The organism is Algibacter sp. (genome assembly GCF_039977455.1).
Classification (GTDB): domain Bacteria; phylum Bacteroidota; class Bacteroidia; order Flavobacteriales; family Flavobacteriaceae; genus Algibacter_B.
This window is the reverse complement of sequence record NZ_JBDWDG010000022.1, coordinates 78620-101409: the sequence shown is the minus strand read 5'-3', so window position 1 is coordinate 101409 and position 22790 is coordinate 78620. Positions and strand designations below refer to the sequence as shown.

The window sequence follows — 22790 nt, the reverse complement described above, 5'->3', positions numbered from 1 at the left end:
TAAACAATAACACTTAAACTAATTTACTATTAATTATGACAAAAAAAATGATGCATAGAAAAAGTTTAATTATACTCTGTATGATTATGGCTGCATTTGGTTGCAAGCCCGATCCGTTGGAGTTCGCCCGTCCAGATAATTTGGCCGGAACAATTTATATCCAACTAGAGTCGATGGGTACTTTTGATTACTATTTAAGGTCGTTGGATCAAACCTTATATCCAGAGCCTTTAAAAAAGGGTGGGTCATGGACTGTTTTTGCTCCTACAGATGAAGCTTTTGAGAAATTTATGAGTGATGAAGGTTTCGCTACTTTTGATGCTATCCCTCAGGAAAGAATCCAGAGTTTAGTTGAGAATTCAATTATTACTGATGGGTGGAACACAACAACTTTAACATATTTTAAAAGTAGGTTTTATTTAGGACAGAGTTTTAGACGTAGAACACAGTATCAAGCTGAGAATAGAATCTTTGATAAGGATACATTACAACATATTTTTGAATGGGATAAATTAGACCAACAAAAGTATTTAGTTAATTACAGTAATGGTAGGCTAAAAACAGTCGATTATTTTCTTGACTCTTATATGAGTACTTGGGGTGTCGAATATTCAGATTACGACTTTATGTTCCCTGGTGAGACATTTAGTGAGGGAGATATGAAGGTTTTTGATGCTAATGTTTCTCAGAAAAATGTCATTGCAGAAAACGGAATTATTTATGCTTTAGATAAAGTAATTGAACCACAACCAAACTTGTATGAAAACCTTTCTGCAGAAGAATATGGCGATAAATACTCGATGTTTAAAAAAATGATCGAACGTTTTTCTTATATCCATTCACTTGGAGATCAAATTAATGAAGAAACAGGTGAGACAGAAGAAATTTTTCAACATAGATTTACTACAGGAATTGAAAACGACGCACTGCCTTTTAATCCGTCTGATGAAAATTACGCTACTAATATTGACGGAACCTTGGCTCAGGCATGGGGCTTTTTAGCACCAACCAATGAAGCCTTAATTAATTACCTAGACGGGAATAGTATTTTAGGTCAGTTTTATGATTCGTATGACGATATGCCTTTAGATGTTGTAGGTAAATTTTTGTCACCTTATTTCTTTAACGATTATTGGGATATTTGTCCTAGTCGATTAGGTCAAAGTTACGATACTAGTTTAGGTTTAGTGGATTATAAATTAGAAGATGTAGTAGATAAAAGGTTTTGTAGTAATGGTTTCTTTGTAGGTATAAATGCTGTTTATACAAACAATAGTTTTGGAACCATAATGGGGCCTCTTTTATTAGATCCAGAATATTCGATTATGCTTAAATCTGTTCAAGATTTAGGAATTGATACCGGTTTACAAAGTAAAGCATCGCGTTATACTATTTTAGGTGTTAAAAATAATCAATTTGTTGATGTTGCAGATCCAAATAGTGCCACTCGAAAAATCACGGTACTAGTTGACGATCCAAGACTTCCAACAGGTTATGATATTAATGAGTCTGGTGTAGTGTATATGGAAGTAACTGGAGACCCAACAGGTAGTAATAATCGTATATACCCAGATCCAGACACCACAAGTCCTAGTTCTGCAGATGTTGCTTATGTTACAAAAACACTTAATGATATTGTTCTTAATCAAATTATAGATGAAGATATCGATTTTGGTTCTAATAGTTATTACCAAACTAGAAGTGGTGAGTACGTGTATGCTTTTGATGGGGATTCTGCTGCAGGAGGTGGAGATATTCAATTAGGAAGATCTGCCCAAATAGAGGAAATCAAGGAAACAGAAAATGGTATATTTTATGAAATGAGTAGTGCAATTGAAAGACCATTAGGCTTTACCTATGGTGTTCTTGTAGATAACGCTACTACGTTCTCTTCTTTCCTAGAAGTTTTAGAAAGTGCCGATGCATTTATTACTATTGTAGGTTCAGATGATAAATTATTAAATTTCCTTAACCTAAGTAGAACCTTTACACTATTTGCTCCTAATAACGATGCAGTAGCACAAGCTATTAGTGATGGTGTAATTGTAGATCCAAGCACAGTAGATGGGTTGGACGATTTAGAAAAAGCAATTGCGAAAAGAGACTTGCTTGACTTCGCTAAAAAACACTTTTTACAGCAAAGTTTAACTACAGATGGAAAATCCACAGGAACTTTTGCATCCATGTATTTTAGTAAAATAGTTGACTTTGCTCCAATTTATGATGAGTTTTCAGTTGTTAATACAACCTCTTCAATTTCTATTACAAATGTAGAAACCGGAGCGACTGTAACTACAAGTGGAACAACAAACTTATTGTCAAAAAGAGTAGTCATTCACGAAATCTCTAATTATATAAAATAGTAAACTTAAAGTTAATAATATGAAGGATAAATATAGGTCATATTCTTATGTCTTAGTGGTATTGTGTATGCTGTTTTCGGTATTCAACGTATCGGCACAGTCAAAAATAAATATTACAGGAACCATTGTCGGAGAGATTGATGGAATACCACTAACAGGTGCTACCATAGCCGAAAAAGATAAAAATAATAGAATTATTAATGGGGTTGTAGCAGATTTTAATGGAAACTTTTCCATTAATATTGCAGACCCTGCAAATACCTTAACGTTTTCGTATGTAGGTTTTGTAACAAAAGAAGTTATTCCTGGTGATAAAACAACAATTAATGTTGCATTAGTAGAGGATATATCTGAGTTAGATGCTATTGTACTTCGTGGTACTAAAAAAGTATTTACTGGAGAATTTGAAATGGATAAACGTAGAATTGCTACAGCTATCGAAAGTATTTCACTTAAGGAAATTAGTGAAACTGTATCATCGGGTATTGTAGATCAATTACAAGGTCGATTAAGTGGTGTGGATATTGTAGCTAACTCAGGTGAGCCTGGTGCAGGAATGTCTATCCGTATTCGTGGTACATCGTCTTTAAACGCATCATCAGAACCTTTAATTGTTATTAACGGTGTTCCTTTTGAAACGGAAATAGATGATCTATTTGATTTTGGATCTGCTGATGAGGAGCAATACGCCGCCATGATTGGTGTGTCGCCAGATGATATTGAAGAAATATCAGTACTTAAAGATGCTGCAGCAACTGCACAATATGGTTCGCGTGCTGCAAATGGAGTTTTACTTATTAAAACTAAGCGTGGTTCTAAAGGTCCAGCACGTTTTTCTTACAGTTATAAAGGTAGTGTTGGTTGGCAGCCAGATGGCATCCCAATGTTAAATGGAGATCAATATTCTACATTAATGAAAGATGAGAATATTGCAACAAATAATTTAACGGTTTATCCACAAATAGAATACAATCCAGAATATGAATTGTATGACTTATATAATAAAAATATTAATTGGATAGATGAGATTACTCAAACAGGAACCACACAAGAACATTTCTTAGGTGTTTCTGGAGGTGGAGAAAAATCATCATACCGTATTTCTACCAGTTATAAAGACCAATTAGGTACAACAGTAGGTAGTGCTTTTAAATTATTTACTACTAGAGCAATATTAGATTATAACATATCTGATAAAATTACAATATCATCAGAGCTATCTTATACGCATGGTTCTTTAGATCGTTCTTATGCTAAAGATAATAGTTTAGGGCAACAATCGCTTAGAGCATTGGCCCTTATAAAAATGCCAAACCAATCTATTTATCAATTAGATGAAGAAGGTAACTTAACCGATCAATATTTTACACCAATTGATGCATTTCAAGGTAACGGGGTAGAATATTACAATCCAGTTGCTATGGCAAAATTATCACGAAATAATAATGAAAATAACAGAATTACTCCTGTTTTTAGGTTTAACTATAAGCCAATGAAAGCTTTGGATTTCCGTTCTATTATTTCATTTGATATTAATGTTGACAAAAGAGTGCTTTTTGTTCCAGAAGAAGCTTTAGGGACTTCATGGACCAATTCAGCAGCTAATAGATCAACTTTTTCAGATGCCGAGTTTTTTGTAATGCGAACAGATAATAGACTTATTTGGAGCCCAGGTTTAGGTGATAACCATTCGTTATTTACTAGTGCGTCTATTCAAACTTTCGAGAAAACGAGTCAAGGTTACGCAGCTGTAGCAAGTAATTCACCAAGTAGTTACATTCAAACGCCAATTGCAAATACTAGAATAGAAGGAAGTGGAAATACATTAGAATCTAGTTTCACACAAAATAGATCGTTGTCGTATAACTTCATGTTTAACTATCAGTTTTTAGATCGTTATATATTAAGTGGTGGTATTCGTTCAGAGGGTAACTCTAAATTTGGTAGCAGTTACAGGTATGGTACTTTCCCTAGTATAGCCGGAAAATGGATTATTTCAGACGAACCTTTTATGGAGTCCGCAGAATTTGTTGATGAGATTGGTATTAGAGCAAGTTATGGTGTAAACGGTAACTCACCAAGTTTTAACTATGGTCAATATAATACGTATTCAACTTATAGTTATAATTATCTTGATGAGCGTCCAGTAATTCCTAACAATATGGAATTAACCGATTTAAGATGGGAAACTGTAATCCAAAAGAATATTGGTCTTACTTATTCATTCTTTAATCGTAGAGTAAGTGGTGATTTAGAGTTTTATCAAAAAGATACGGAAGATTTGTTATCTAAAAACACCTCTATTCCTTCTACTTCTGGTTTTTCTTCGGTGCCATTTCTTAACTTAGGAAATATTAGTAACAAAGGATTTGAGTTAAGTGTTAGAACAAAAGTTATTGAAGAAAAAGACTTTAGTTTAGAAGTAAACTTTAATATAGCACGTAACAATAACTTAATAACTAAAATTACTGATGCCCAAGATTCTGAAGATGGTAACCCTCTAACAACGGGAGAAGGTGGATACTTAAAGAGAATACAAGAAGGAAACCCTATTGGATCTTTTTATGGATACCGATCTTTAGGTGTATTTAGTACAAGTGATGATTTAATAGCTCGTGATGCAAATAATGAGATTATCTATGACTTAGATGGTACTCCTAAGCCTTTAGTGTTTAACGGAGGTTACGAGTTTAAAGCTGGTGATGCTAGGTATGAAGACATTAATAAAGATGGTAATATAGACCGTTTAGATGTAGTGTATTTAGGTAATGCTAACCCACTTTTATACGGTGGTTTCGGACCAAATATTCGTTATAAAAACTTAAGTTTAAATGCATTTTTTAATTTCAGATACAATCAGAAAATAATAAATATAGCACGAATGAATTCTGAAAGTATGGATAGCTACGATAACCAAAGTACAGCCGTTTTAAGACGCTGGAGAGCAGAAGGTGATGTAACCGATATACCAAGAGCTGTATTAAATAGTCCTGTAAACACCTTAGGGTCAGATCGTTTCCTTGAAGATGGGTCTTTTTTAAGATTAAAATATGTAACTTTAAAGTACAATTTACCAAAGCCATTTATTCAAAAACTGAATTTTACGAATGCTTCGGTTTATGTTACCGGAACCAATTTATTAACATTTACAGAGTATTCAGGAGCCGATCCAGAAACGGGTAATAGTAGTAACTGGCAGCAGTTGGGTTACGATAATAACCAAACGCCAAGGTCGCAAGAAATAACTGTAGGATTAAACCTTACATTCTAAAACTGAAATAATTTTAAGACATATGAAACTAAATATAATTAAAATATTCGCAATTGTTCCTTTACTAGTCGCTTCACTTTCGTCGTGTAGTAGCTATTTGGATCTTGAGCCCCAAGATAACCTTATTCAAAAGGAGTTTTGGCAAAATAAAGAACAGGTAGCATCTGCTGTGGCAGGATGTTATGCCTCTATGAACCAATCAGGATTTACTGATAGGGTTTTAAAATGGGGAGAGCTTAGAGCCGAAATGTTGGTATCTGTAAGAGCCGGTAGTAGTGAACAAAACATGATGAAGAATTTTGTAACACCTACAAATTCTCTTGTAAACTGGAGCGCTTTCTATGCGACTATAAACTACTGTAACTTAGTGTTAGAGTTTACAGATCAGGCTCAAGCAAAAGATTTATCGTTTACTGAGGAAGAAGCTGCAACGTTTAAGGCTGAGGCTTTAGCTATACGTTCATTAGTGTATTTTATTCTAGTAAAAAACTTTAAGGAAGTGCCATTAGTGTTAACGGCTACAGCTAGTAATCAAGTAGATTTTTATCCTGCTAAAAACACTGAAGAAGAAATTATTGACCAAATAGTTTCCGATTTAAATGTGGCTGTTGAAGATCTTAATATTGGGTATTCAGAATCTGCAGCTTACGATAAAGGCAGAATAACTAAAGGAGGGGCACTATCTATTTTGGCAGATGTATATTTATGGAGCGAACAATATAACGAGTGTATTAACACGACTCAAGAAATTATTGACTCAGGGAGATACAGTTTAGTTGATGGCTCAGAATGGTTTAATAGTATCTTTTTTGAAGGAAACTCTTCTGAAGGGGTTTTCGAACTTCAATTCGACGATTTAAATAAAACTTTACAAAGTTCATTTTATATTGGTAGCCCTACATATGCACCTTTTGGTGGATTAAAAGAAATTTATATAGAGTTTTTGGATGATGTAAGAGCTGATAAGGCAACTTATGATGAAGAATTAAATTCTGTATTTAAATTTGCAGGTATTGATGAAACTGGGCTTTATCGTGGAAATGATGAGTTTTATAACACTTTCATATTTTATAGATATGCCGAAGTTTTATTAATGCAAGCCGAGGCTTATATATTTTCAACTGAAAATCAAAACTTAAATAAAGCGGCAGAGTTAATAGGTCTAGTTCATGAGCGTGCTACGGGTATACCGTTGGATGTTTCACTTGATAAGGCATCATTATCAAATGCGTTATTATTGGAGCGTCAAAAAGAATTTGCCTTTGAAAGTAAACGATGGTATGATTTATTGCGTTTTGCACGACGCAATAATTTTGAAGAGCAATATCTTATTTTAAATTTAGTAGATATAAAAGCTGGTCCGGATGATTATGAACAAATATTAAGTTTTTACTCGGATCAAGAATCATATTTCTTACCAATTTATCAAAATGAAATTGACTTAAATAAAAATTTGGTGCAAAACCCTTATTACGAAAACAATTAAAAAATTGAATAAGATGAAAACTAATAAATTAATTACTTGGATTGGAGGTTTGTGTGCGTTCATGTTTATATTAAACAGTTGTAACGACAACCTTGACGGAAGTACGTTCTTTACATCGGACGAAATGACTATTATTGGTACTTTGGAGTCTAATCCAGAGAAATTTTCTATGTATGTTGAGATTCTGGAAAAAACAGAATTTTACACTGCATTTCAAAGTTATGGTACTTATACTTGTTTTGCACCTACCAATTTGGCGGTTAAAGAATTTATACAAGAAAAATGGAATGTTAGTTCGGTAAGTGAATTAACAACTGAAGATCAAATAGAATTCTTAAAAATAGTAGTAAAATTCCATACGCTACCAGCAAAACGTGCAGCAAGCGCATTTGTTGAAGGCCGTATCAATGAATTAAACTACACGGGCGATTATTTAACAACTTCTTTTGTTGGAGGTGGTGGTATTGCCAATGTGGAAATAAATAGAGAGGCAAAATTAGACCAGTATGATATTGATACTAATAATGGGTTAATTCACGGTATAGATCGTGTATTATCACCTTTTATAGATGCTGTACCAAAAGTTATGGAAGATGCGGGAGAGCATACTATATTTGTAGAGGCTCTAAAACAAACAGGGTATTATGATACTTTTTCCGTAATTTATAATGAAGATGGGATTAGAACTAATTTTACAATATTAGCCGAGTCTGATGAGATATATGCTGAGAACGGAATTAACTCGTTTGCTGATTTAGCAAACGTAATTTCACCTGATAATTCAGATTATTTAGATGAGAATAACGAATTAAATCGTTTTATTGCTTACCATGCAGCTAGGGATTTTTATTATTCAGCAGATTTTCCTGTAGATGGTTTTGTTAGTACGGTTTTACCTAAAAATGCTATTAAATCATTAAAAACAGATAAGGAACTTAAAATTAATGAAACCGAGGAAGGTATTGATGATACTTGGACATCATTACTTGCCGAACACAGTAATTTACCTGCCAAAAACGGGGTTTATCATACCGTTAATAAGTTACTTACGGTATTTACTCCTAAACCAAAATATCAAATTTTCGATTTCCCACTTACACCAGCTGTTGGTCAGTTGCAATATGGTAAATGGTATGGTCCTAATGAGTCTAATGAGCCTTACAGTTTTGGATATACTAACCCTCGTGTTTTTCCTGCAGGAGAAAGAATAAGAATTCTAAGACAGAGTAGCAATCCATCATACGGAACACCGCAAGATAATGGTAACACGGTATTTAATATGGGTGCTGTAACTTGGGTTGAATGGGATACACCTGTACTTCCAAAAGGGAAATATGAAGTTAGAGTATGTGGAAATCAAGGAAATAATGGTAGACCAATATTTCAAGTGTATTGGGATGGTCAACCTATAGGATCGCAGTGGGATATGAGAGATAATCTTAGCGATGTATTCGGTTCTAACTGGAAAGATGTTGATTCGCTTACCATGAGACAAGCTGGTTATGTTCGAGGTCTTAAAGATCGTGCAACTGGCGCAGGTGTAACGGCTTATGATTCATCAAACTGGGGTAGATTTATTGTAACTTCAGATTTGCTTTGTCCTGAACAACAATCGCATGTCTTTAGATTAGAAATTATAAAATCTGGAGGTATTCCAATTGATTATGTGGAGTTTGTACCAGTTAACTAATAAAATTAATAACTAAAGAACTAAGAATGAAAAATAAAAATAAAGCCATGCTTAACTTTGGCCGTATTGTAGCAATACTGTGTTTATTGGCAACCATTGGTTGTAAAGACGAGGCATGGGATGAGCATTACGCACAAGCCGATTCTAGGTTGGAGTCTAATATTTTATCTGTCCTTTCGGAAGATACCGACTATTCAACATTTGTAAAATACCTTAAACAAACCGGGTATAGCAGTCAATTAGCAACAGCTCAAGCCTACACGGTTTGGGCTCCAAATAACGCTGCCTTTGCACAAGTTTCTGCCGATGTAATAAACAATCCAGACTTGTTAAAAGAACTTATAGGAAACCACATTAGTTTGTTTTCTTATAATACAGCAAGTAATGCGGAAACACTTGTTAAAATGTTCAACAATAAGTATGTTGAATTTGTTAACAATAGTGAAGGTTCTACTTTTGGTGATGTAAATGTTGTTGAAACAGATATTTTAACTTCAAATGGAATTTTACACACTTTAGATGAGGTACTTGAGGTAAACCCAAATATTTGGGGATACCTAAATGATAATGCAGATCAGTTTCCAACAGTAATGGACTTTTTAACCACATTTAACGAAACTGGTTTTGATGAAGCCAGTAGCGTTAAAATAGGAACTAATACCTTAGGACAAACTGTTTACGATTCTGTTTTTAGTACTACTAATTCATATTTTAAAATAATAGGAGATTTAAGTTCAGAAGAACAACGTTTTACTTTTATTGGTTTAACAGATGATTTATATACTAGTGCTTTTGATCAATTGGATGATTATTTCTTTCACCCTGTTGCAGACTCTACTAAAGCTGTTACAGATCGTACAATAATTGATAACTTAACATTTCCGCTTGTTGAAATGGACGAACTAACCAACGAGCCTTTAACAACAACAACAGGTAATCAAATTGTAATAGATCCTAATGCTATTGTAGAGAATGTCGATTTAAGTAACGGTAATATTTTTGTGTTAAATGAGCTTAATTACGATCCAATGGGTATTGTTTACAAGCCTATACGATACGAAATAGAAAATACAGATAAAAGAACAATTGGTTCCATTACAGATTTCTCAGTACAAAAAAAATACGATGTTTTTGCTTCAGGGCAATTTACAAATGTTGTAAGATTATCAAGAAATCCTACTAGTAATAATTCTAATAATTATTTCGAAATCTCTTTCAATAATGTATTATCTGCTAGTTATAAAATTAACTTAAAGTTTACTCCTATAGGAGCTGCTCAAGACACAAAATTAAAATTTGAGTTTAGTTATATAGACAGCAATAAAAATCCAGTTGTTGTGGAGATACCACCAATTGTAGTTAGTAATCTTGAAGAAGGTGTAATTACTATTGGAGATGTTTACGATATACCTGTTTATATAGATAATTCAGAAGAAAACATTTATTACGCTAAACTTAAAGTAATTGTTGATGTTTCCGAACCAGAACTACTATTATACGACCGTTCGTTTGGTATTGATTATGCCGAATTAGTTCCAACAGAATAATTATTACAACTAAAAATTAAATATGAATTATCTGACTATGATGAAAATAAAAAATACATATTCCCTGCTTTTCATTTTATTTTTCGGAATCACTTTTGCTTTGCAAGGACAGGAAAAATCAAAACTTACCGTAACAGGAACGGTTTTAAATGCTACAAATAGCGAACCGCTAGCGGGTATTAACGTGCGTGTAGGTCAATTTTCTTCTGTTTTAACAGACAAATCAGGAGGGTTTACCTTAAAAGTACCTAATAACGGAGCAACATTAACGGTTTCTAGTTCTAATTTCCATGTTAAGGAAGTTGCTTTAAAGGGCCGTACTAATGTTGACATTAAATTACATGAAAAAGGATTTAACTCTTATTATAAAGAAGTTGATATGCCTTTTGAAAAACAAACAAATACCTCAGTAACCAATGCTGTTTCTGTAAAAGAAGGCGATATTTCAACACCTAGAGAGTCTGTTGCTAATATTTTAAATGGCGAAGTAAGTGGTGTTAGAACCATAATGCGCTCTGGTGTTCCAGGAATTGGTGCTAATATATTTATTAGAGGTTACAACACTTTAAACGGTTCTACACAACCTTTGGTAGTTGTTGATGGTATGATGATTGAAACGAATACTTTTTCTAACAACAACTTAATTAATGGGTATAACTACGATCCTTTATCGGACATCAACCCAAAGGATATAGCAAGTATTACTGTAATTAAAGATGCGGTTTCTACTTACGGCTCAAGAGGAGCTAATGGTGTTATTCTGATAGAAACCAATAAAGCGGATGATGTTACGACCAAAATTGATTTTTACATTCAAGGTGGTTTAAATTTTGCACCTAAAAATATTCCAATGATGGATAACAATCAGTTTAAAAGTTATTTGGGTAATCAATTAAATGACTCTGGGCTTTATTCTAATAGTGAAATTGCAGGACTTCCTTTTTTTAACGAAAACACTGCTTTTGAAGATTATTCAAAATATCATAATGCAACTAATTGGCAAGATGAAATTTTCACTAATAACTACGTTAATGATTACTACTTAAGAGTTACAGGTGGAGATGAAATTTCGAAGTATGGGTTGTCTATTGGGTATACAACTAATGAAGGTGTAGTTGAAAACGCTGGATTCAATAGGTTTACAACACGTTTTAATGCTGAAACAAGCGTTACAGAAAGGCTATCCTTAAATACTAATTTAAGTGTTGCTTACACAGAACGTGATGTTTTTGATGATGGATTACTAAGTACATCGCCTATTTATACGGCACTACAAAAAGCGCCTTTTTTAGCACCCTTTATTCCAGATGCAGATGGTGTAGTTACTGGTATTTATGAAGATATAGATGAGTTAGGTGCAAGTAACCCTATAGCCATTACCGATAATGCTATTTTTAAAGCTAAGGATTATAACTTATATGGTCAATTAAAATTTATTTACCAAATATCAAATAGGTTAAGTGTGAGTTCTTTAGTGGGGGCAAACTATATTAAAAACAGACAAAATGTATTCTTACCAGATTTAGGTTTGGCAACAGAGTTTAACCAATATGGCGATGAACTAGTACGTACATCGAAAGTAAGTGCCGAAAGCTTATTTGCTGTTTATAACGATACTAAATTAAACTATAAATTAAATGTCGATCATTTACATGATTTCTCATTTAACTTAGGGTTCCGTTATAACCAAAATAACTATGATAATTCGTATTCTATTAGTGGAAACTCTGGAGACGATCAGTTTACCTCTTTAGATAGTGGAGATAGGTTAACTTTTGTTACCGCAGGTAGTATTGGAAATTGGAAATATGCATCACTTTATGCAGGGGGTGATTATTCGTTCTTAGATAAGTATTTTGTAAGCTATAATTTATCCATTGATGCTTCATCTCGTTTTGGAGATGATAAATCAGCAGGTTTCTTTCCTGCTATCGGAGCCGCTTGGTTAGTTTCATCAGAAAACTTTATGGCTAATATGCAAGCTATCGATCAGTTAAAACTTCGTGCTAGTTATGGTTTAACAGGTAATGATGGTATTGGTAATTATAATGCCGAATCTTACTTTGTTTCAACTAGATTTTTAGAAGGTGCTGGTTTAGTAAATGGTAACATTGCTAACAGCTCTATAAGATGGGAAGAAACTACAAAGACTAACCTGGGGTTAGATGTTGGGTTGTTTAATGAGCGATTAGCATTAAATTTTGATTACTTTAATAATGTTTCAGACGGTTTATTAAATTTAAATGAATCTAGTCCAATTTATGGTAGTGAAGGGTATTTAAATAATGATGGTAAGATTAGAAACCGTGGTTTCGAATTAGGTCTTAATGCACGTCTTTTTAATACAAGTAAATTTACTTGGGATATTGGTGGTAATATTTCAAAATATAAAAACCAAATTATTTCACTTCCAGGACAAAGCCAAATTACAACTGTTGATGGTGTAAATGCTACTATTTTAAACCAAGAGGGTAGTGCACTAGGTTTATTTTACGGATATAAAACGAATGGCATTTATAACAATAGTGCCGAGGCAACTGCTGATGGTTTAAATTGGACCGATTTTAAAGGTTTCGAGCAACCTTTTGTTGCTGGTGATGTAAGGTTTGTAAATACGGATGCTTCTGATAATGTAATTAATGAAGATGATAGAGTGGTAATTGGAGATCCAAATCCAGATTTTACAGGAACTCTATTTAATACATTTACTTACAATAAGATTTCGCTTTCTACAGTATTTTCGTTTAGTCAAGGTAACGACGTCTATAATGCATTACGATGGAAAAACGAATCTATGAGCGATTTTTCAAATCAAAGTCAAGCTACAGTAAATCGTTGGACTGTCGATAATCAAAACACTTCTGTACCGCGTGCCGTTTATGGAGATGCAGTTGGGAATTCAAGATTTTCAGACAGATGGATAGAAGATGGATCGTATATTCGTCTTAAAACCATAACGCTTTCTTATAGTCCAGAGATTTTTAATGCTACGTTTTACGTAACAGCAAATAATATATTTACAATTACAGATTATTTAGGTTATGATCCAGAAGTAAGTTCTTCTCAGTCAAGTTATTTACAAGGCATTGATGCAGGATATACACCTCAATATAGTTCTGTATTAATTGGAGTTAGATTAGGACTATAAATTATTCTAAATATAAAAACACATATAATGAAACAATATATAAATATAACCTTTGGAGTACTTTTAAGTTTAACTCTGTTTACGTCTTGTGAATCTATTTTAGAAGTTTCACCAGAAGAAGTATTACTTGAGGAAAATTACTTAGGCGATGATGCGATAGATGCACGATCAGCTTTGTTTGGTGTGCTATCCCAAATGCAAGATGTCGCAGGGCAATATGTTATGCTTGGCGAAATGCGTGCCGATTTAGTAAACGTAAACGCTAATACAGCCGATGACCTTCGTCAAATTAACGACCACAATGTTAGTGAGGATAACAGTATTGCAGACCCAACAAAATTATTCTCTATTATAAACAACTGTAACTTTGCTTTAGAAGGTATTGATACTGATGCTTACGATAATTTGTTGTTAGATGACTACGCTTCAATTCTAAGAATTAGAACTTGGGCACAAATGCAAATCCTTATTAATTATGGCGAATTACCATATATTACGAAGCCAATTAGAACGAATAAAGATTTAGAAACGGAGTATCCTTTACTAGATTTTAATCAGGCTATTAATACATTAATTTCAAATCTTCAAGAAATTGCAGATGTAGAGAACGTTACTAAATATGCAAATTCATTAGGATATAATATTTCTAGAATGATTCCTAATAATGATATTCTTTTAGGAGATTTACATTTATGGAATGGTAATTATATCGAAGCAGCCATACATTACAAGCAGTTTTTAGACGATAATGTAGACGGCAATGTATACAATTTAAATTCTTATGGAGTAACTGTTGAGCCAAGTGGAAGTGATTATGTATTTACTACGTCATGGATTAGTATTTTTCAAGATTACATAGCAGGTAACGAGCATATAGATTATACGGCATTCGATGACCAATACCGCCAACCTAACGAAAGTTTTGAGGCACTTACTACACAAATGAAACCATCAGAATGGGCTGTCTTAAAATTTGGAAATGGTAAAGCTGGTTATGAAGGAGAACCTGTTGAAATACTTAACTATATAGGTGATACTCGAATTATAGGATCGTATGAAGGTGAAGGTGATTTATCAGTAATATATAAATACCAATATGAGCGTTTTATATGGAATAGAGCAGCTAAAATTTACTTAAGATATGCCGAGGCTATAAACTATGCAGGCTATCCATATCATGCTTTAACTATTATTAATGGTATTTTTAATAATCCAGATGTAGAGCCTGTTGATGCTTTAGTATTTAATAATGCAGAAGGCTTTTTAAACTTCGACATCGATCAGTATTATACTGTTAATAATAGCGACCAACCAATTTCTGGTAATCGTGGTATAAGAGGACGTGTTGGTATGGCTCCAGTTAGTATTGATGAAGACTTAGCATTAAATGAGGCTATCCAAGAAGTTGGAGCGCTTATCCTTGAAGAGGCGGCTTTAGAGTTAGCTTTTGAAGGTAATAGATGGGAAGATTTACTTCGCTTTGCTAAACGCGATAATAACCCAGCAATTATAGCTGACGCTGTTTTTAATAAGTTTGATACTTCAGGTAACACAGGTCAAGCGAGTGAAGTAAGAGCAAAATTAATGGATCCAACTAATTGGTTTTTACCATTAGCTATCCCAGATAATTTTATAGAAGAATAGTTTTTTTTTAGTGGATAAATTGCTACTTAAGGTGGCATAAAAAAAACTCCAAGTTTATCTTGGAGTTTTTTTGTTTATAATATAATGATTAAAGCTTTAGGGAAAGCTAATAGAGCTAAAACTTTTAATTAGTAATTAAAAGTTTTAAATCGTTTTAATATTGGTAGATGTTAAAGTCTGGGCAGAGGGCTAAATAAAGCCGTAATTGAGGTTTTGTTTAAAAGAAGGGGTAAAGGTTAGTGCAAAAAAAATAAGCAGTTATAGAAACTATAACTGCTTATAATAGAAAAACTAAAACTAACTAACTCAAATTTTTATTTTAGTAATTAACTACTTTAAATAACGTTGTGGTCTTAAGCGTTAAATTAGTAATTAATTACAATACAAAAATATTTAAACTTCACTTACCTTAATATAATTCAAAGAGCAATAAGTATAAATTATTAACCTTTTTTGGATTTTTAGCTGTCATAATTGGGTTAATTCTATATTTAGTCCTTGTTTTATTGAATATTTATGGCATTTAACCAAAAAGTATTCACTCAGTTTTTTTTCACATTTAACATATTGGTTAGTTTGTTTATTTTAAAGGGGTTGAGTTTAGTTGGTTTATGGTTATTTTTAAAAATAATTAAACTAAAAACAGATGTGGTAATTAACTTTAATTTTTATTAAATTTAATTAAGTTTTTGGGCTTATTGTAGGTATAATGCGTTATTAGGGCGTAAATGAGCGATAGTTTATAGCTTTTGAATGATAATTTAATAATTGTATTACCTATAATTCATAAAATTGTGCCTTAAGTATTACAAGGGTTGTAATGCTTAAAATTTGATGTTTAATTAATATTGATTAATATTTATCCCTTTGTTTATTAAGTTTAAAAAGAAAATGTAATGAGTGTAACCAAAACAGCTTTAGTTTTAGTATTATTTTTAATGCTTGCTTGTAATTCTACAAAAAAGGAAGTGTCAACAACGGATAGCGCAGTATTTAATACCGATGAAGTATTAAAATTGAATGCTAATAAAATGAAGGAGGTTGCTGCGAGTTTAACTAATTTCGATAGTTTCCCTAGAAATATAAAAAAGAATAAAACAACATGGGATTTTGTTGGCGTTAAAGATTGGTGCAGCGGGTTTTGGCCTGGGGCGTTATGGTACGCTTATGAGGCTTCTGGAGATGCACAAATTAAAAAGCAAGCAGAGAATTTTACTGCGCCACTAAAAACAATAGCATATACTCCAGCTGATAATCATGATATTGGGTTTATGGTTTACTGTAGTTATGGTAATGGGTATCGATTAACAGGGAATGAGGAATATAAAGAAATTTTATTGGCAGCGGCAGATACTTTGGCTACGTTGTATAACCCAACTGTTGGTACTATTTTATCATGGCCTAGTCAAAAGCATAAATTTAAGTATAACACCATCATTGATAATATGATGAATTTAGAGTTACTGTTTTGGGCTGCTAAAAATGGAGGTGATCAAAAACTATATGATCTTGCTAAAAGTCATGCTGAAAAAACAATGCAACATATCGTTCGTAAAGATGATGCTGTGTATCACGTAGGTTCTTTTGATGAGGAAACGGGTGAGTTTTTAAGAGGTTATACGCATCAAGGGTATGCTACCGAGTCTATGTGGGCTAGAGGTCAAGGATGGGGTGTTTACGGATTTGCAGTGGCGTATAGAGAAACTGGAGATAAAGCATTTTTAGATACTGCAATACGTTTAGCAAACCATTATATGGATCGTTTACCAGAAGATAAAATTCCGTTTTGGGATTTTGATGATCCTAAAATTCCTAATGCACCAAGAGATGCATCTGCAGCAGCTGTTGTAGCTTGTGGTATGTTCGAATTGGCTGGTTTAGTTAAGGATGAAGCCTTACAGAAAAAATACATTGATGCAGCTACAAGTTATGTTGAAGCATTATCATCTAATGAATATTTAAGTGGTGATACAAATCAAGCCTTGTTATTGCATTCTACAGGACATTACCCTAAGAATTCAGAAATCGATGTGCCTATTGTTTATGCAGATTATTACTATATGGAAGCATTAGTGCGTTTAAATAAGCTTAATAAAACTAAAAGTGCTGTTGTAATGAAGTAATTCAATAGCACAATATTATTGCTCACCAATTCTCAGAGCAATCATTAAATTTAATATTAATACCGATTATAGATGAGTTCTATAATCGGTATTTTTTTTGATCTGTAGGAACTATAATTAAGGAGCAGTATTATGTAAATACATTCGAAAAGCGATGTTAAGAGGCCTCATTAATGTGGTAATGTATTTTGAGTAATGAATGATTTAATGTCCCTCAATAATAGCTTTAAGACCTTTAAATTGCTGAATTGTTTGGTAGATATAACAAATGAGCAATAGTTTATAATTTATGGTCCATGATTTATATTCAACAAAACCTATAATTTTTATTATTGTATCTATATAATTTTTTCGATGCAATTTGCTGAATTTAGAACATTTTAAATTTGAAATGGGGCTTCAGAAAAGTGAGTTTAAAAGATCAAAATAGGATAGGGACATGAAAAAAATAGGGGTTTGGAGTTTGCTAATGGTTTTAATGCTAAATTTTGCATGTGGGCAAAAGGATGGTAAAACAGAACTGGCAGAAATATCAACTGGTGAACAACAAATCTCAGATGCAGAACGTATGCAATGGTGGGAAGAAGCACGTTTTGGTATGTTTATTCATTGGGGAATTTACACAGTTCCTGCTGGTTTTTATAAAGGTAAAGCGGTATCGAATAGTGCGGAGTGGATTATGAACAAAGGCAAAATTCCTATTGCCGAATACGAAAAATATGCCGATCAATTTAATCCAGAAAAGTTTGATGCCAAAGAATTTGTGGCTCTTGCAAAACAAGCCGGAATGAAATACATGGTTATTACCGCGAAACATCATGATGGGTTTTCCATGTTCGATTCTAAAGCAACAGATTATAATATAGTTGATGCCACACCTTTTAAGCGCGATGTTTTAAAAGAATTGGCTAAAGAATGTCAAAAGCAAGGCCTTAAATTTGGTTTTTACTACTCTCAAGCGCAAGATTGGCATCACCCAGGCGGCATGGGGAATAGTTGGGATAAAACATTAAAACGCGTAAGTAGCGATGAGTATGTTTATGAAAAAGCACTTCCAGAAGTAAAACAACTGCTTACTGAATATGGACCCATTGCGATTTTTTGGTGGGATACGCCAAGAGCAATGACCAAATCTGTAGTAGATAGTTTACATCATATTACTACAGCATTACAACCTCGAATAATAACAAACGACAGGTTAGGTGATGATTATCCTGGAGACCATAAAACTTTTGAAAGAAACGGACCAAGACATCAGCCAGAAGCTAGATATTGGGAGTTATGTCAACCTGTAAGTGGGAGTTGGGGCTACCGTAGCGACGATAATAAATTTAAATCTATTCCTTCATTAATTCGGAATTTAATCGATCAGAGTAGTAAAGGCGGTAACTATTTACTTAATGTTAGTCCAACTAACGAAGGCATTTTAAAACCAGAAGCTGTCGAGCGTATGCGAGCTATAGGAAAATGGATGGATAAAAATAGCGAAGCCATCTACGGAACACAAGCAAGTCCTACAAATACCGAACCAGAATGGGGTAGAATCACCATGAAAACTGTGGATAATAAAGGACTATTATATTTACATGTTTACAATTGGGAAGATGGAGCTACATTACCTATCCGTCTTAAAAACAACGTGGAATCGTGTTACTTGCTAACCGATATAAATAGAACCTTCAACACTAAAACTTTAGATGATGGGATTCAAGTACACTTAACAGGAAAAGCGCCAGATAGTGTGGCTTCTGTAATTGTCCTAAAATTAAAAGAAATGCCTAATGCTTTACCAATAGAACCCTTAGAGCAGAACGAAGAAGGTATAGCTATTTTACCTGCTTTTAGAGCACAATATGAGAATCTACAAGGCCCTGGTGCTTTGTACAACGATCATTTAGATTGTGTTGGAAGTTGGGATAGCGAAACGGCTAGAGTATATTGGTCGTTCGTTATAGATAAACCCGGGACTTTTAATGTAGAACTTGGATATTCGGGGGCTAAAGACACTGAAATTGAAATTAATTTTAACGGATATAAAGAAGTAGTTAAAATTCCCGTTACGGGTAATAATCCAAAACGATTTAAAACCACAAATGCCGGTGCGTTTAAGGTCAATAAAGCGGGTAATTACGAGTTTTCTTTAATGCCGGTAGCAGGTAAATGGAATGCTATTAATTTGAAAAATGTAAAGTTAGTACCAAACAAAAATTAAGAGTGTCCTAGAAAATGAAATATCTTATAATATTATTTTTTACAGTATTTTCTTGTGCAACAGCGCAGAATGTAATTTTCGATAATTTGGAAGAAGCGCCATTAAATGGAGGTTTGCAAATGGAGGATTATTGGGTTTGGGGAAGTTCGGTAATTAAAGGCGACGATGGCCAGTACCATATGTATGCTTCGCGTTGGCCAAAGTTTTTACCTTTTCATCCAGGTTGGATGGTAGCCTCAGAAATTGTTCATGCCACATCAAACACACCTGAAGGGCCTTATAAATTTCAAGATGTCGCTTTAGGAAATCGTGGTGCACAATTTTGGGATGGACGGTCATGTCATAACCCTAAAATTGTTAAATATAAAGACACTTACATTTTATATTACATGGGGTCTACGCATCCGTTTGAGGAGATTGCCCAAAATAATATTGAAGATTTTAATTTAAGCAGTAAATGGTGTATTGCCGCACGTTGGCAAAAACGTGTAGGGGTTGCAACTTCTAAAAGTCCTTATGGGCCATGGAAACGATTAGATAACCCGGTTCTAGATGTAAAACCAGATAGTTATTACAGCTTTTTAACCTCAAACCCTTCGCCTTTAATTAAAGAAGATGGTTCGGTTGTATTGCTTTTTAAAGGAAGAAGCTATCAGGAAGATGGTATAAAACACAGCGATATGAGTATTGGTGTTGCTACAGCACCTTCTTTTAATGGTGAATATACGGTTGCGGGGACCAAACCTTTATTTTCTATGGAGCATTTAGGAGAAGTGGAAGACCCGCATTTATGGAGTGATGATAAGGGATTTCATTTGGTGGCAAAAGACCAACGAGGATTAATTACCGGAGGAAAAGGCGACGGACTTTTAGCGCATTCCAAAGATGGCATCCATTGGGTCGTTGATAAGAACCCGAGAGCTTATACAAAATTAGTAAAATGGAATAACGGTAAAACAATAAAACAAGGGCAATTAGAACGGCCGTTTGTTTTTGTTGAAGACGGAAAACCTACACATATTTTCTTTGCGACTATGGATGGTCCTGGTGGTTTTGGAAACGGAACAAAAACGTGGAATATGGTCATTCCATTAAAATAACTAGAAATTTAACCAATAAAATAATTTAACTAACACTTTTTAAAATGAATAAAAAAATATTATTATGGTCCATTACTGCAGCTTTAGCAGGGTTTTTATTTGGGTTTGATGTTGTAGTAATTTCAGGTGCCGATAAAAAATTACAAGCTTTATGGGGCTCATCAGAAGCTTTTCATGGTGCAGTAGTTATGGGTATGGCGCTTTGGGGTACCGTTGTTGGTGCTATTTTTGGTGGAGTTCCAACTAATAAATTTGGACGTAAAAACACCTTAATCGTTATTGGGATTTTATTTGCCGTTTCAGCTATTGGTTCAGCTTTTGCAAATGATCCTTACGTATTTGCTTTTGCGCGTTTTATTGGTGGTTTAGGTGTAGGAGCTTCTACCATTGCAGCACCTGCTTATATTTCGGAAATTGCACCAGCAAAAGACAGAGGTCGTTTGGTGGCTATGTATCAATTTAATATTGTTTTTGGTATTATGATTGCCTATTTATCAAATTATCTATTAAGTGATATTGGTGAGAATGCATGGCGATGGATGCTTGGTGTAGAGGCAATTCCAGCAGTTTTATATGTGTTATTTGCATTGAAATTACCTAAAAGTCCACGTTGGTTATTATCGCAATCTAGAGAAGCTGAAGCTAGAGAGGTCTTACAAATTATAGACCCAGAAGCCGATGTCGATGAACAAATAAGAGAATTTAATTCGCATTCTGATAAAAGCGATAAGTCTGAAACGATATTCATAAAAAAATACAGATTTCCATTAATATTAGCCTTTTTAATTGCTTTTTTCAACCAGTTTTCAGGAATTAATGCCGTATTATATTATGCACCACGTATTTTTGAAGCTGCAGGTTTAGGAGAAAGTACAGCTTTATTAAATAGTATAGGTTTAGGGGTTACCAATCTTATTTTTACATTATTAGGTGTCTTTTTAATTGATAAATTAGGGCGTAAGACTTTAATGTATATTGGTTCTGTAGCTTACATTACCTCATTAGGGCTTTTATCTGCTGCATTCTTATTAGAATGGACAGGTATGGCAGTTCCTTTTTTCTTGTTTTTATTTATAGCGGCACATGCCGTTGGCCAAGGGGCTGTAATTTGGGTGTTTATATCAGAGATTTTCCCAAATCACTTAAGAGCTTCAGGACAAGCTTTTGGTAGTTCTACCCACTGGGTTTTAGCAGCTATTATTCCATCAGTATTTCCTTTATTATTAAAGCTAGTTGGTGGTGGATTTGTATTTTTGGTATTCGCAGGAATGATGGTGTTACAATTGTTGTTTGTGGCTTTTATGATGCCAGAAACCAAAGGAAAAACTTTGGAAGAGCTGGAAGATATTATGATAAAAAAATAATAGATTTTTTGGAATTATGAAAAAAGTAATAAGTCTAATTCTCGTTTTTTGTTGGTCTATTCAACTGTATGCTTCAAAGGTTGATACCCTTTCGGTATACAGTAAATCCATGAATAAGACTGTTAAGAATGTGGTAATTACGCCAGATTCTTATTCTAAAAAAGGAGAACCTTATGCAGTGGTGTACTTGCTACATGGTGCAGGAGGTAGTCATAAAGCGTGGTTAGGTAAAGCACCTCAAATTAAAAAATACGCAGATACTTATAATGTTATCATTATTTGTCCGGATGGCGATAAAACCAGTTGGTATTTTGATAGCCCTGTAGATGAAAGTATGCGATACGAAACATACATTTCTAAGGAATTGATTACCGAAATAGATAGTAAGTACAACACTGCTGCCGACAAAGATAATAGAGCCATTTCTGGTTATAGTATGGGCGGGCATGGTGCTTTATATTTAGCATTTAAACACCCCGATGTTTTTGGAGTTGCAGCTAGCATGAGTGGAGGGGTTGATATTAGACCATTTCCATTGCGTTGGGATATTGCAGATCGCTTAGGTGTGTATGCCCAAAACCCAGAGATTTGGGAGGAAAACACGGTAATCAATTTGGTACATTTACTTAATGGGAAGAATTTAAAATTTCTTTTCGATTGTGGTGTAGACGACTTTTTCTATGATGCCAATGTAAGACTGCATAATAAACTTGTGGAACGTAATATTCCGCATGATTATATTGAACGCCCTGGAGGGCATACCAATAAATATTGGGCAAATTCTATAAAATACCACATGGTGTTTTTTAACGATTTTTTTAAGAAATAAAATTATTCAAACT

12 protein-coding genes are annotated in these 22790 nt (G+C 33.7%); all 12 read left to right on the top strand.

The window, feature by feature from the left end:
* The first annotated feature begins 47 nt into the window (after positions 1-47).
* On the top strand, positions 48-2363 hold the full coding sequence (locus tag ABJM36_RS09300; RefSeq protein ID WP_348451190.1) for a fasciclin domain-containing protein: 2316 nt from the start codon (positions 48-50) through the stop codon (positions 2361-2363).
* A gap of 19 nt (positions 2364-2382) precedes the next feature.
* Positions 2383-5634 carry a SusC/RagA family TonB-linked outer membrane protein gene (locus ABJM36_RS09295; protein WP_348451189.1) on the top strand — a complete coding sequence of 1084 codons (3252 nt, stop codon included), beginning with the start codon at positions 2383-2385 and terminating at the stop codon, positions 5632-5634.
* A 22-nt stretch (positions 5635-5656) separates the two neighbouring features.
* Positions 5657-7120, top strand: coding sequence for a RagB/SusD family nutrient uptake outer membrane protein (locus tag ABJM36_RS09290; RefSeq protein WP_348451188.1), 1464 nt, complete (start codon positions 5657-5659; stop codon positions 7118-7120).
* Between the two features lie 13 nt (positions 7121-7133).
* The gene (locus ABJM36_RS09285) at positions 7134-8810 is read left to right on the top strand and encodes a fasciclin domain-containing protein (RefSeq protein ID WP_348451187.1); all 1677 of its coding nucleotides are present in this window, start codon (positions 7134-7136) and stop codon (positions 8808-8810) included.
* Positions 8811-8836: 26 nt separating this feature from the next.
* Positions 8837-10357, top strand: coding sequence for a fasciclin domain-containing protein (locus ABJM36_RS09280; RefSeq protein ID WP_348451186.1), 1521 nt, complete (start codon positions 8837-8839; stop codon positions 10355-10357).
* A 37-nt stretch (positions 10358-10394) separates the two neighbouring features.
* Entirely contained in the window at positions 10395-13505 is a 3111-nt protein-coding gene (locus tag ABJM36_RS09275; RefSeq protein ID WP_348451185.1) for a SusC/RagA family TonB-linked outer membrane protein, read from the top strand.
* A 27-nt stretch (positions 13506-13532) separates the two neighbouring features.
* Positions 13533-15149, top strand: a complete 1617-nt coding sequence (locus ABJM36_RS09270) for a RagB/SusD family nutrient uptake outer membrane protein (RefSeq protein ID WP_348451184.1) — start codon at positions 13533-13535, stop codon at positions 15147-15149.
* Between the two features lie 896 nt (positions 15150-16045).
* Positions 16046-17272 carry a glycoside hydrolase family 88 protein gene (locus ABJM36_RS09265; RefSeq protein ID WP_348451183.1) on the top strand — a complete coding sequence of 409 codons (1227 nt, stop codon included), beginning with the start codon at positions 16046-16048 and terminating at the stop codon, positions 17270-17272.
* Positions 17273-17711: 439 nt separating this feature from the next.
* Positions 17712-19484 carry an alpha-L-fucosidase gene (locus ABJM36_RS09260; protein WP_348451182.1) on the top strand — a complete coding sequence of 591 codons (1773 nt, stop codon included), beginning with the start codon at positions 17712-17714 and terminating at the stop codon, positions 19482-19484.
* 14 nt (positions 19485-19498) lie between these two features.
* On the top strand, positions 19499-20584 hold the full coding sequence (locus tag ABJM36_RS09255; RefSeq protein ID WP_348451181.1) for a glycoside hydrolase family protein: 1086 nt from the start codon (positions 19499-19501) through the stop codon (positions 20582-20584).
* 44 nt (positions 20585-20628) lie between these two features.
* On the top strand, positions 20629-21948 hold the full coding sequence (locus tag ABJM36_RS09250; protein ID WP_348451180.1) for a sugar porter family MFS transporter: 1320 nt from the start codon (positions 20629-20631) through the stop codon (positions 21946-21948).
* Between the two features lie 109 nt (positions 21949-22057).
* A complete protein-coding gene (locus ABJM36_RS09245) occupies positions 22058-22777 on the top strand; it encodes an alpha/beta hydrolase family protein (protein WP_348451179.1) in 720 nt (239 codons plus the stop codon).
* Positions 22778-22790 lie beyond the last annotated feature (13 nt).